The organism is Mesorhizobium sp. M7A.F.Ca.US.005.03.2.1, assembly GCF_003997795.1.
In the GTDB taxonomy this organism is placed as follows: domain Bacteria; phylum Pseudomonadota; class Alphaproteobacteria; order Rhizobiales; family Rhizobiaceae; genus Mesorhizobium; species Mesorhizobium ciceri.
This window is the reverse complement of record NZ_RZRP01000067.1, coordinates 1-13,521: the sequence shown is the minus strand read 5'-3', so window position 1 is coordinate 13,521 and position 13,521 is coordinate 1. Positions and strand designations below refer to the sequence as shown.

Below are 13,521 nucleotides of genomic sequence, written 5' to 3'. Positions count from 1 at the left end.
GATATATTCTCCGATCTGACCTTGCACTTCACGAAGTTCGGCGCTCACTTCAGTTTTCAGGTCGGAGTCGATCTGCAGGATCTGCAGTCTAGCTTCCGATATTCGGCCTGCTGCTTGAGCCTGGCCGGCCATCGCCTCGCCTCGATCACCGCCGAGGGTCGCCGCCTCTCGCTCCAGGTCGTTCAATCGCAACACAGAAACAATGCCCTTTGCCCGGAGCACTTGAAGCGAGGCGATCTCGGCATCAAGCACAGAGAGCCCACGATCAAAGGCTGTTTCGCGAGACTTCAGGCCATCGATCTCATGCGCGAACTGCTTAATTCTTTCGCGCAACTGGGACTTCTTCCCCGCTCGGTCTTCCTTCCTGAACTCAAACAGTCGACGCTCACTCTGAACGGCTGCGGCGATATCGGTGTTGTCAAGCCGGGAAAGTAAAGTTCCTGGAAACGCAATCTGGTCTTCGTCGTCGCGCTCGGCCTCAAGTCTAGCGAGCCGTGCAGTCAATTCGTCCAGCCTCTTGGTGACGATTCCAAGGTTTGCCCGCGCTTGCGTTGCATCGAGGCGCACAAGTACATCTCCGGCAGCAATCTTCTGCCCCTCCTTGATGAGAATCTCGCTGATAACGCCTCCAGTCAAATGTTGGATTTTCTTGACATAGCTATCGACGACAAAGGTGCCGGAAGCCACGACTGCACCAGAGAGATTGGTTGCGGCCGCCCACCCGCCTATGCCTCCCACCAAGAAAAGGCAGGAAGTGCCGCCAATGAAGAGGTGCCGCCGGATAGATCTTGAAACCAATTCGGCCTCAACGTTTGGCATCGGATCCCTCCATCAAGATTTCAGCGACCTCCGGCTTTGACTCGTTCGGATCTGCGACCATCTTGAAGGGCGCGAGCATCCTGGCCGATACAGAAAAGCCCGGATATCCAGCCATGGTAGGATTCGGAGAAGGGACCTTTGATATTTTCGAAAGAACTTCGTCGCGTGGTCCGAAGGCTTTGACCCGACCGGCCTCCATCATGAGAACGAAATCGACTGCAGCTAGCGCGCTCGGTCGATGCGCTATAACTATTGCGATCCCCTTGCGTTCCCTCACGGCCGCGATTGCCTTCACAACAGCAGCTTCGCCATCGGCGTCAAGATTCGCATTGGGTTCATCGAGCACGACGAGGAACGGATCGGCGTAGAGTGCCCTGGCAAGGCCGATCCGCTGGCGTTGCCCTGCCGAAAGGGATGATCCGGCTTCTCCAATGCGGGCTTCATATCCTTTATCAAACTGCAGGATAAGCTCATGAACGCCAGCCGCCATCGCGGCTGATACAATTGTCTCCGGCTTCGCGTCGGATTCGAAGCGGGCGATGTTCTCTGCGATCGTGCCATCGAAAAGTTCGCCCCCCTGTGGCAGGTAGCCGATGTGGCGACCGATTGCCTCCTGATCCCACTGGTCGAGTGACGCGTCGTCAATACGCACTTTGCCGCTCGCCGGGGTCCAGGCGCCAACGAGAGCGCGGGCAAGCGTCGACTTCCCCGCACCGCTAGGGCCAATAATGCCGAGCGCGCTCCCCGCGCGCATGACGAAGTTTGCTGCGAAGACCGTCGGCTTCGTCTCACCAGGGGGAACGACGGTGATGCCTGCGGCACGCAGTTCGCATTGCGGTTTGGGCAGGGCCAAGACAGTTGTCTCTTCAGGCATCATCAGCAGCAAATCCCTGAGGCGGATCCAACTCTGTCTCGCCATCAGGAACACTTTCCAACTTCCGATTGCCAATTCGACGGGCGCTAGTGCGCGGCCCATTATGATGGAACTGGCAATCATCACCCCCGGTGTGACCTGCTGCTCGATAGCGAGCCATGCACCCACTGCCAGGATTGCGGACTGGAGAACCAAACGAAGTGTTTTTGCAACGCCCCCTAGGCCGCTAACAACATCGCTGGCCCTGCGATTTGCCGCAAGGTAGTCCGAATTTGCAAGGCGCCAGCGCGCGGTCATGCGATTGCTAAGCCCCATCGCACGTATAGCTTCGGCATTGCGACGGGACGCGTCCAGCAAGGCATTGCGCACCGTGTTATGCCGGAGTGCCTCTCGAGTTGGGTTGCGGGAAGACGCATCGGTAATAACGGTAAGCGAGACCAACAAGATCGCGCCGACCATTGCTGTCATACCAAGCCAGAAATGAAGTAGAAAACACAGGCCGAGATAAAAGGGCATCCAAGGTAAATCGAAAAACGCGGTCGGACCGGGTCCGGAGAGAAAATTGCGTACATTGTCGAGATCGCGCAGCGGCTGCAATCCGTCGCTGGGCATGCGAGTTTCGAGTGGAAGGCGGACGACTGCGTCGTGAACGCGCCCGGAAAGCTGGTGATCGAACCGCTCACCGACGCGTAGAAGAACGCGGGCACGAATGATGTCAAGGCCGCATTGAAAGGCATATAGGCCGAACGCAAGCATCCCGAGGCCGACCAGTGTTGGGACGCTGTGGCTGGCAAGCACACGGTCATAAACCTGCAACATGAACAAGGGGGCAGTTAGCGCCAATACGTTTATGACGCCGCTTATCACCGCTGTTGCGAGGATTACCGCCTTGTTCGCCGCAACAAGTGACCTTTCAAATCCCCCAGAACCTATCTTCTCGGGGGATCGGGTCATGGAGATCTCGTTCCACCTACTTCAGCACAAAATCCTATGCATAGCTCAAGCATATTGCTTGTTACTGCCACTGATCCAGACCGAGGTGACTCACCCAAGACATACTTCAAGCGGCAACAAGCCATGCTGGGTCGAATCCCATATCAAACACGGTGTTCATTGCCACGCTGTGCGCGTTGTCATTTTCGTCCAAATAAGCCAACGAGAATGAATTAAAAACCTGCGATCTGCCGAAGTACCCGTTAATAACATGCGCCGACCCTGTCCATTCTGAAGACATACCAAAGTCTACCGTGTAGTCTCCATAAAGCACATCGGTACTGATGTAGTAGGCCTTGTTGGAGCTAAATGAATATGTACCAATTTCGATTGAAGTGGCTCCGTCATTGCCGCTGAGGGTATATTTTACATCCCACCAGTTCGTAACATAGTCTATCTCATACCATTGCTCACTTGCATGTATCGTTGTTGTACGCTGCGCGACCAATGTCTTCTCTAGATCCAGATCGGTGAGGCTTAATCCAGACAATAGGAAATTATTCAAGGGAGCAGAATAGTCTGAAGCGGGATCTGATGGCCAATACTTCTCTAGATTTCCAACAGCGACGTCATGCCCGCCATCGGGCGTCATGACATAGCCGACAAAAAAGTGACTCGAATCCTGGAACTCGATCGTGTCGTTCCCGCTGCCCGTATCAATCATGACCGGCAGGATTATACCCCAGCTGTTGTCTGCAACACCCGAGACTATGATGTGGTCATTTCCAGCGCCAGAAAAGACAAATCCCTGATCCGGATTGACCAAGGTTATCTCGTTGTCCTTTTCATTCCCAACAAGAATAAACTGAGAGGTGCTGTTCAAGGTGAAGCTGGTAACGTCACCCTGCAGGACAACCAGATTTCCATCCTTGTTCGCCGATGTTGCCGCATTTCCGGCTATGAAGGTGGCGCCGTTGATATTGACGATGTTATGCGGGTCGAGCCCCCAATAGTAAGGGTTCGACAGTTTGTAGGAATCCGATTGCATCCACTCGGAATTGTACCCTGCAAGAGTCAACTCGTTTGCGGTGCCGATGGTCTGGTTGATCACGTGATCGAACTCAGTCCCATGGGGAGTTGTGGGGAGATCGCTCCGGTCGAACGATATCTCCTTGTAGTCAGTGCTGACATGCAGGATATTTGAGGTTCCTGAAACCGCCTCCTCAATCAGGAGACCATGAATGAACCTGCCAAGGAAACCAGACGCATCGGTGTCGTTAGCTGGGGCATACGGTTTTTGCTCGAACAGATATGACTGCTTGCTATCCAAGAATCCCGTATGGGTAGCGGCCCACTGGAGCAAGCTTTTGGCGAGAACATCGTCCCCGATAATAAATTTCATCTGAGATAGATTAAACACAAATGGATCCATATCCTGGAACCATTGGAGCGCATAGTTTTTCGCCGTAGCATCGCCGACTGTCAGCGGAATATTCATTCTAAAGTAGGATAGATACTGAGACAGATCCGCACTCGACGTGACCAGCCAGAAATCATAGTCGTTGAGAGCTCGAACCTCGTAGTAGGGTGTCCACCCTTCCGCCGCGCCTGAGAGCTCGGGGAAAACAGTTTGGTATGCTGCATCATGATAGTCGGAAATTTGCCGCCCCGTAAGGTTCCAATCAGTTTGTGTTGACCGAAGAGCGTAGTCACGCGTAGCGAGTTCCAGCATGAGCGCATCGCGACGTTGGTCAAAGAGTCCTGACGCGAAATCGCCATCTATTTTGTTCTTGGCATAGTTGTTAGCAACAATTCCGATTAACGAGTCGGCGTTCACGACACCATGTGCCATGCTTCCATAGTAGATGCCAGCGGCGGAAAGCGCATCGTAGTAATGAGACGCGTCACCCGTCGAGATGGTAAGCGCATATGCAGAGTTAATATCGTTTATCTGCTGTGAAGTTGGCATGATACGCTCCTATTTTTCAGAAAATGAATCAATCAGCGCCGAAAGACGTTTGTGAAACCTAGAGACGTCCTCTCGAAGATATTTACGAGGCGCCATGATCATCCAGCGCAATCCAGCCCTATCAAAGCTCATCATGCACGATGATACAGAAGAATATCCAGTGCACATAATGTACATAGGATCCGGCGCGGAAATATAGTAGATATTGTGAGAGAGATACCCCTTAGCATTATCCTTTACGCGAAACGAGGCGAATTTAATACCAGCATCGAGGTCATTTATAATTGGAAGCAGGAGGTTTTGCGGAATATGAATTTTTAGTGGGCCGCCTGGAACGGAGGCCGCCACTCCGAGTGCGTCCGAAAGCGGCAGCAGATCCTCCTCCCCCCGGATCTGGGGGTTTGGCCCGCGGCCAGCTTTCAGTTCAGGATAGCTCAGTCGTAGCGCGACTTGCTTGATATCCATGGTTGCCTTCGGATTTCGTTCCCGAAATAGATCTGAGGGGACATAGAGCGTTCCCTGCGAGTATGTCACGGCAACGCGATCGATCGACGAAGAGGTGAGCCAGAGAAAACGTTCGTCTCCAGTGTCGAGTGATGCGGATTGCGAGTGCCCGCAGGTGACCAAAGCCAAGAGGAGCGCAATTGAAAATCGACCTTTGAGCACGCGTTTTCCCGCCCAGCATGCGCTCTAATTCGTTAAGTTATTAGTATGCCATATCTCATAACGATTGCAACAATTAATATACTTACAGATTTATCTTTCATCGAAGTATATAAGTAAGATCTTTTATAATAATGCTGATCTCGATGCGTAGCTATCAGGTCGGTTTCCAGGCCGAGGACATCTGGGCCTTCGCCTGAGTTAGCCTACCGGAAAGCGAACCGCCCCAGGCGCCCGGTGTGAAGCATTCTGCCGTCTGGTCGCTCGGCTTTTTGCCAATGTCGCAAACAGGCTTCAATCGTGCTGCCGCTCCGCCCTATAGTCCGCCCGCTTTATCACTTTGGAGTCGCGGGCAATGGCAGAGTTTCCGAAAAAGGCGAGGGTCGTCATCGTCGGCCTGGGCGGTATTGTCGGCGCATCGATCGCCCATCACCTGATCGAACGCGGCTGGGATGACATTGTCGGCATCGACAAATCAGGTATCCCGACCGATATCGGCTCGACGGCGCACGCCTCCGACTTCTGCTACACCACCAGCCACGATTTCCTGTCGTGCTGGACGACGCTCTACTCCATCGATTTCTACGAGAAGATGGGTCATTACGCGCGTATCGGCGGCCTCGAGGTCGCGCGTGTCGGCGACGACAGCCGAATGGAAGAAATCAAGCGCAAGATCGCCTCGGCCAAGGCGTTTGGCACGCGCGCGCGCCTGATCGAGCCGGCCGAGATCAAGGAAAAATTTCCGCTCATCGAAGAAGCGATTGTTCAAGGTGGTCTTTGGGATCCCGATGCCGGTCTGGTCATCCCGCGTTCGCAGACGGTCGCCGGCAAGCTGGTCGACCAGGCGGAAGCGTCGGGCAAGCTCAAATCCTTCGCCAACACATCGGCCCGGTCGCTGGTCGTCAAGGACGGCCGCATATCAGGCGTGGTAACGGACCGCGGCACCATCGAGGCCGACTATGTCGTCGTCTGCGCCGGGATTTGGGGCCGGCTGATAGCGGAAATGGTCGGCGAAGACCTGCCGGTCATGCCGATCGACCATCCGCTGACCTTCTTCGGCCCCTACAACGAGTTCGCCGGCACCGGCAAGGAGATCGGCTGGCCGCTGCTGCGCGACCAGGGCAACTCGGCCTATATGCGCGACACCGGTGATCCCAAGACCGCCGAGGGCGGGCAGATCGAATGGGGTTATTACGAAGAGACCAATCCGCGCCTTTGCCACCCGCGCGACCTGCTGGAGAAGGACCAGGCGCGGCTTTCGCCGTCGCAACGCGATCTCGACATGGAACAGATCCTGGCGCCGCTCGAACGCGCCATGGAACTGACGCCGATCCTCGGCGAACTCGGCTATAATGAGAGCCATTCGTTCAATGGACTTCTCCAGGTAACCGCGGACGGCGGCCCGTCGATGGGCGAAAGCCAGAAGGTGCGGGGTCTGTGGTATGCCGTTGCCATCTGGGTCAAGGATGGTCCCGGCATGGGCAAGCTGATCGCCGACTGGATGACCGACGGCCGCACCGCAATCGATCACCATGCCATCGACTATGCACGGTTCTATCCGCACCAGACCAAGGAGCAGTTCATCTGGGACCGCTGCACCGAGACGGCGATGAAGGTCTACAATCCGGCGGTGCATCCGCGCGAGCCGTTCTCCAAGGCCCGCAATATCCGGCGCTCGCCGTTCTGGGAACGCGAGAAGGAACTCGGCGGCTATTTCATGGAACTCGGCGGCTGGGAGCGCGCCCACGGCTATGCCGCCAACGAGCATCTCCTGGAGAAATACGGCAACCGGGTGCCGGTGCGTGAGAACGAATGGGACAACCGCCATTTCTGGCGCGTCTCCAATGCCGAACATCTCGCCATGAGCGAGGATTGCGGCATCGTCAACCTGTCGCATTTCGCCATGTACGACATCGAAGGTCCAGACCATGTCGCGCTGCTGGAATGGTTGTGCGCAGCCAAGATTGGCGGCGACAACAACATCGGCAAGGGCATCTACACCCACTTCCTCGACGAGGAAGGCATGGTGCGGGCCGACTTTACCGTCATTCGCATGGCCGACCGCTGTCGTTTGATCGACGGCGCGGATGCTGCCCCGCGCGATTTCCAGTACATGCGCCGCACGGCACAGGACAAAGGTTTCGACGTCACCATCACCGACGTGACCGAGAACTATGTGACCATCGGCATCTGGGGGCCGAACGCCCGGGCGACCTTGCAGAAGGTGGTCGAAAACCCGGACGGGCTCTCTGTTGAGAACTTCCCATTCGCGGCGATCAAGCCGGTCCGGATCGGCGGCAAGGACGTCACCGCTTTCCGCATCTCCTATGTCGGCGAGCAGGGCTGGGAACTGCATATGCGCTACGAGGACGGTCTCGCTGTGTGGGACGCGCTGCGCTCGACCGGCGTGATGCCTTTCGGCGTCGAGACCTATGCCAACACGCGCCGCATGGAAAAGAGCCTGCGCCTGCAGAACGCCGACCTTCTGACCGAGTACAATCTGCTCGAAGCGGATCTCGCTCGTCCAAAGGTCAAGGAGAACGATTTCTGCGGCAAGGCGAAGCACGTCGAATACCGCGCCCGCGAGCACCAACCGGCCATGCTGTGCACGCTGGTGATGACCGAGAATGTCGATTCCAAAGGCGTTGCCCGCTATCCCGTCGGCACCATGCCGGTGATGGATCCGAAGACCGGCGAGACGCTGGTCGACGAACTCGGCCGGCGGTCCTTCACCACCTCGATGGCCTATGGCCCGACCATCGGCAAGAATATCGGTCTTGCCTATCTGCCGTGGGCGTACGCCCAGGAAGGCCGCAAGCTCACGATCGAGTATTTCGGTGAGACATATCCGGTCGAAGTGGCGGCTGTCGGCTACAAGCCGCTCTACGATCCGGAGAATTTGAAGCCGCGCAGCTGATTGCTAGCCGGCGCAAAGGGCATGAAGGCAAAAGCCTGGCCATCGGCCGGGCTTTTCTCTTTTTAAGCCGACGGTTTTCGCTTACCTTCGCGGCATGTCTGCTTTTGCCTGCGCAAGACATTTCCTTTCAGGCTGCGCCGCGTTCGCACTGACGCTCTGGTTGACGCCCGCGGCCCAAGCTGACGAGCCCGTCGATGTCGAGCTGGTGCTGGCCGTCGATGTCTCGCTGTCGATGTCTCCGGACGAACTCGAGATCCAGCGTCACGGCTACGCCGCGGCACTGACGCACGACAATGTGCTGCAGGCCATTGCCGATGGCGCTTATGGCAAGATCGCCGTCACCTATGTCGAATGGGCCGGCACCAACTGGCAGCGCGTCATCGTGCCGTGGACGGTGATCGCCAGCCGCACCGACGCCGAGCGGGTGGTTGCGCAACTATCCGCTCAGCCGCCCAACAGCGCGCGGCGCACCTCGATCTCCGGAGCGCTGGAGTTCGGCAATGACCTGTTCGCCGAAAGCGGCTACCAGGGCACGAAGCGGGTCATCGACATTTCGGGCGATGGCCCCAACAATCAAGGCGCGCCGGTCAACCTGACCCGCGACGATCTGATCAAGCAAGGCATCGTCATCAACGGCCTGCCGCTGATGACGCGAGGCGGTTTTTCCGGCGCCTACGACGTCAGCAATCTCGATCGCTACTACAGCGACTGCGTCATCGGCGGACCCGGAGCCTTCATGATTCCAGTCAATGACTGGACGCAGTTTCCCGAAGCCATCCGTCGCAAGCTGGTGCTGGAACTCGCCGGCCCGGCCTCGCCGCAATGGGCGGCAGAAGAAGCCACGCATCCGCCGATGGTATTGGCGCAGGACAAGCCCGCCACCGACTGCCTGGTCGGCGAGAAAATGTGGCGCAACCGCAGCTGGATGTTTGACAGCCGCTAGGCGACCGAAGCATTGGCAAATTGGCCGGACCGCGCTATCCAGTCGGAGGGGCCGCGGCAAAAACCGAGGAAACATCAGATGAAACGTCTAGCCATCCTGACTGCTGTCGCGTCCGTGCTTTTTGCCGACGCCGCCAGCGCCCAATACAATGATGAGCCCGCCTGCATGATGTTCGAGCACGCGAATTTTCGCGGTCGGTCCATCGGTATGGGCCCCGACGATTCCGTGAACTTTCGCGGCGGCCAGTTCTGGAACGACCGTGTGTCGTCGGTGATTGTGCGCCGGGGTTGCGCACTCATTGCCTATGAGGACTCCCGGATGGGTGGCCGCTCGATCGAGATCCGGCGCCGGATCCGCGATTTCGGCGGCAGCGACTGGAATGACCGTATATCGTCGGCGGAGTGCACCTGCGACGATTATTGAGGCCATTTTGGATTAGCCACGATGGATTTCTGGCGGTGGTAGCCATTGGCCGACAGCAGAGCCGGGCCTGCCGGTTGCCTCACCAAGCTGTTCATTGACAAGCCGATTGGCGTCTGTGAGACAATTCCCCAGCAAAAACAAAAGGGGAACCGACATGAACAGGATCGCCGTTCTTACCGCAACTCTGACACTTGCCGCCGGCCTGTCCGCACCGGCGATGGCTGCCACCTCGGTCACTATCGGCATCAGCGGCTGGACAGGCTTCGCGCCGCTGACGCTTGCGAAGCAGGCGGGCATCTTCGAGAAACACGGACTCGACGTGACCTTGAAAAAGGTGCCGCAAGCGAGCCGGCCGCTCGCCATCGCCAGCGGCGACCTGCAATGCGCGGCCACCACGGTGGAGACCTGGCTGGTGTGGAACGCCAGCGGCGTCACCACCAAGCAGATCTTCCAGCTCGACAAATCCTACGGCGCCGACGGCATCGTCGCCCGCAACAACATCAAGACCGTCGCCGATCTCAAGGGCAAGAACGTCGCGTCATCGGCGCCGGGCACGTCGCCCTATTTCATGCTCGCCTGGGTGCTGAACAAGAACGGCATATCGACGAAGGACGTCACCGTCGTCAATCTGGAGCCTGATGCGGCGGCGCAAGCTTTCCTCGCCGGGCAGAACGACGCCGCCGTCACCTACGAGCCGTTCATCTCGGCGGTGCGCGACAAGTCGGACCAGGGCCATATCCTGGCGACGACGCTCGACTACCCGATGGTGCTCGACACGGTGGGCTGCACACCCGAATTCCTGAAAACCAATCCGGATGCCGCCAAGGCGCTGGCCGACAGCTATTTTGATGCACTCGACCTGATCAAGAGCGATCCGCAGAAATCCTACGAGACCATGGGTGCCGACGTGAAACAGTCGGCCAAGGAATTCGAGGATTCGGCGAAATACCTGAAATGGGCCGACCGGGCGGAGAACAAACAGTTCTTCACCAAGGAATTCCAGGACTTTTCCAAGACCGCCGGCGAACTGCTGCTGCAGATGGGACTGATCAAGGAAGCGCCCGACGTCACCACGTTGGCTGACACCAGCGCGGTTTCGAACTGATCGTTCGGCCTTTGACCATCAAGCGGCGGCGCCTGGCGCTGCCGCCTTCTCTTGGACAAAGCGCGATTTGAGCATGGGGACCATTTGAAAATGGCGACGATTTGACGATGCGCCCCTTGCATCCCGTCTCGCCGGGCATCCGAACCGTGCTCGGCATTTCCTTCTTCGTGCTTTTCGTGGCCTTCTGGGCTTGGATCACGCTAGGCGGCCACGTCAACCGCATCTTCCTCGCCGATCCGCTGTCGATGCTGCGGGATGGCTGGCGGCTTTTGGTCGAAGACCGTTTCTGGCTCGACGTTCTGATCACCATCTGGCGCGTCTTCGGCGGCTTCCTGCTTGCCTCGGTCGTCGCGGTGCCGCTTGGCATCGCGATGGGCGCCTGGAAGCCGGTGGAGGCGTTTCTGGAGCCTTTTGTCTCCTTCGCCCGCTACTTGCCTGCGTCGGCATTCATCCCACTGCTCATCTTGTGGGCCGGCATCGGCGAGCTGGAAAAACTGCTGGTCATCTTCGTCGGCTCGGTGTTCCAGATCGTCCTCATCATCGCGGTCAAAGTTGGCGGCACACGACGCGATCTGGTCGAGGCCGCCTACACGCTGGGTTCCACCAACAGCGGCATCGTCAACCGGGTGATCATGCCGGCCAATGCGCCGGAGATCGCCGAGACGCTGCGGCTGGTGCTCGGCTGGGCCTGGACCTATGTCATCGTCGCGGAACTGATCGGCTCGTCATCCGGCATCGGCTACATGATCATCAACAGTCAGTCGCGGCTGGCGACGGGTCAGATCATCTTCGGCATCATCGTCATCGGACTGATCGGGCTGTTGTCCGACTTCGCCTTCAAGGCCTTCAACCGCTGGCTCTTTCCGTGGAGCCTGGCGTGAACAAGCTTCTCATCGAGGGCGTTTCGCGCACCTTTGCCGGCGTGCGCGGCGGTCAGCCGGTCAAGGCGCTGATGCCGATCGACCTGGCGGTCGCCGCCAACGACTTCATCACTATTCTGGGGCCGTCCGGCTGCGGGAAGTCGACACTGCTCAGGATTGTCGCGGGCCTGGAAGCATCGAGCGAGGGCCGTGTGCTGCTCGACGGCAAGGCGGTGACCCGGCCGGGGCCGGATCGCGGCATGGTCTTTCAGTCCTACACGCTGTTTCCCTGGCTGACTGTGGCGCAGAACATCGCTTTCGGCTTGCGCGAACGCGGAATGCCCGAAAAGGAGCGGGACGGGGTCGTCGCTTCCTACATCAATCTCGTCGGCCTGAAAGGGTTCGAGAACCATTGGCCGAAGCAGCTCTCCGGCGGCATGCAGCAGCGCACGGCGATCGCCCGGGCGCTGGCTAACGATCCGGAGATCCTGTTGCTGGACGAGCCGTTCGGCGCGCTCGACAACCAGACGCGCGGTCTGATGCAGGAACTGCTGCTCGGCATCTGGGAACGGCGCCAAAAGACGGTGCTGTTCGTCACCCATGACATCGAGGAGGCGATCTTCATGGCCTCGCGCGTCATCGTGATGACGGCGCGGCCCGGCCGCATCAAGTCGGATGTCGCCATCGACCTGCCGCATCCGCGCCATTACACGCTGAAGACCAGCCCGGAATTCTCGGCGCTGAAAGCGCGGCTGACCGAGGATATTCGGGTCGAGGCGATGCGCACGGCGCAGGCGTAGTCAGACCGACACAGCCTGATCATCTGGAAAGATACTTGGCTCGCTCAACAGCTTGAGGCGAGGAAGATCACGTTTCGGGGCGTCCAGAGCCGCCTTGAGCGCTAGCCATTTTTCGACATCGAGAGGAAAGATGCGCCGGTCGGCCAGTCTTTCGGGTCGAGTCGTTCTCGTACTCACGTGACACCTCTGCTCAGGCGGCCAGCAGCTGCTTGCGGTCGACGCGCTCCTGCTGCGGCGAGCGGGCGTAGAGTTCGCGGTAGCATTTGGAGAAATGCGAGGCCGAGACGAAGCCGCAGGCGACCGCCACCTCGACCACTGGCATCGAGGACTGGATCAGCAGGTGCCGAGCGCGGTCGAGCCGGATTTCGAGATAATAGCGGGCGGGGGAGCGGCCCATCTCGGTGCGGAACAGCCGCTCGATCTGGCGGCGCGACAGGTCGACATGATCGGCGATCTCGATCAGTGACAGCGGCTCCGACAGATTGCCCTCCATCAACTCGATGATGGTCAGCACTTTCGAGTTCTGGACGCCGAGGCGGGCGCGCAGCGGCAGGCGCTGGCGGTCGGTGGGGCTGCGCACGCGGTCGGTCAGCACCTGCTCGCAGACGCGGTTGACGAGGTTCTCGTCAAAGTCGTCGCCGATCAGCTTCAGCATCATGTCGAGTGCGGCAGTGCCACCGGCGCAGGTGTAGATGTTCTGGTCGATCTCGAAGAGGTCGGCAAAGACATTGGCCTTCGGGAACGCCTCGGAAAAGCCCGGCAGGTTCTCCCAGTGGATGGCACAGCGCTTGTTGGACAACAGGCCGGCGGCGGCGAGGATATGCGCGCCGGTGCACAGGCCGCCAACGGCGACGCCGCGATTGTATTCCTCGCGCAGCCAGGCGAAGGCGGACTTGTTTTGGTAGCGCTCGACATTGATGCCGCTGCAGACGATGGCCATGTTCGGCCGATCGGGGCCTGCCATCTTCTTGCGTTCATCCTCGAGCGACGTGTTGACCGCGCACTCGACTCCGTTCGAGGCGCGCACCGGCTTGCCGTCGATGCTGGCGAGGCGCCAGCGATAGGCCTCGTAGCCGAGCATGCGATTGGCCGAGCGCAGTGGGTCGAGCGCGGTCGCAAAGGCGATCATGGTGAAATCGGGAATAAGGAAGAATACAAACGACCGCTTGATCGGATGCTTTACGGCGTTCAAGGGAACCTCACACAGCCATGGCG

11 protein-coding genes are annotated in these 13,521 nt (G+C 58.5%); 6 read left to right on the top strand and 5 right to left on the bottom strand.

All coding sequences use genetic code 11. The annotated features are described in order from the left end of the window. The 4 genes from EN991_RS06250 to EN991_RS06235 all read right to left on the bottom strand — a co-directional run. Nucleotides 1–819 (bottom strand): biotin/lipoyl-binding protein (locus EN991_RS06250; RefSeq protein WP_127368379.1); only part of this gene is annotated, 819 nt, incomplete at its 3' end. Then, the gene (locus tag EN991_RS06245) at nt 806–2,647 is read right to left on the bottom strand and encodes a type I secretion system permease/ATPase (protein WP_063168212.1); all 1,842 of its coding nucleotides are present in this window, start codon (nt 2,645–2,647) and stop codon (nt 806–808) included. The genes EN991_RS06245 and EN991_RS06250, both read right to left, overlap by 14 nt. Nucleotides 2,648–2,753: 106 nt before the next feature. Continuing rightward, the gene (locus EN991_RS06240; protein WP_127368378.1) at nt 2,754–4,595 is read right to left on the bottom strand and encodes a hypothetical protein; all 1,842 of its coding nucleotides are present in this window, start codon (nt 4,593–4,595) and stop codon (nt 2,754–2,756) included. Between the two features lie 9 nt (nt 4,596–4,604). Further along, entirely contained in the window at nt 4,605–5,261 is a 657-nt protein-coding gene (locus EN991_RS06235; RefSeq protein WP_063168210.1) for a hypothetical protein, read from the bottom strand. A gap of 352 nt (nt 5,262–5,613) precedes the next feature. Here EN991_RS06235 and EN991_RS06230 point away from each other — a divergent pair, with 352 nt between their 5' ends. From EN991_RS06230 to EN991_RS06205, 6 genes are all read left to right on the top strand, one after another. After that, nucleotides 5,614–8,175, top strand: coding sequence for an FAD-dependent oxidoreductase (locus EN991_RS06230; protein WP_127368377.1), 2,562 nt, complete (start codon nt 5,614–5,616; stop codon nt 8,173–8,175). A 94-nt stretch (nt 8,176–8,269) separates the two neighbouring features. Then, complete coding sequence (locus EN991_RS06225; protein WP_024501321.1) at nt 8,270–9,118, top strand: DUF1194 domain-containing protein; 849 nt, start codon at nt 8,270–8,272, stop codon at nt 9,116–9,118. A 78-nt stretch (nt 9,119–9,196) separates the two neighbouring features. After that, complete coding sequence (locus tag EN991_RS06220) at nt 9,197–9,541, top strand: peptidase inhibitor family I36 protein (protein WP_013531155.1); 345 nt, start codon at nt 9,197–9,199, stop codon at nt 9,539–9,541. 154 nt (nt 9,542–9,695) lie between these two features. Further along, entirely contained in the window at nt 9,696–10,646 is a 951-nt protein-coding gene (locus EN991_RS06215) for an ABC transporter substrate-binding protein (protein WP_013531156.1), read from the top strand. Between the two features lie 107 nt (nt 10,647–10,753). Then, on the top strand, nt 10,754–11,527 hold the full coding sequence (locus EN991_RS06210) for an ABC transporter permease (RefSeq protein ID WP_013531157.1): 774 nt from the start codon (nt 10,754–10,756) through the stop codon (nt 11,525–11,527). Continuing rightward, complete coding sequence (locus tag EN991_RS06205) at nt 11,524–12,306, top strand: ABC transporter ATP-binding protein (RefSeq protein WP_127368376.1); 783 nt, start codon at nt 11,524–11,526, stop codon at nt 12,304–12,306. The genes EN991_RS06210 and EN991_RS06205 overlap by 4 nt, the downstream gene beginning before the upstream one ends. A 190-nt stretch (nt 12,307–12,496) precedes the next feature. Here EN991_RS06205 and EN991_RS06200 read toward each other — a convergent pair whose 3' ends face one another. After that, nucleotides 12,497–13,435 (bottom strand): GlxA family transcriptional regulator, encoded by a 939-nt coding sequence (locus EN991_RS06200; RefSeq protein WP_348625597.1) that lies wholly within the window; start codon nt 13,433–13,435, stop codon nt 12,497–12,499. Nucleotides 13,436–13,521: the final 86 nt, after the last annotated feature.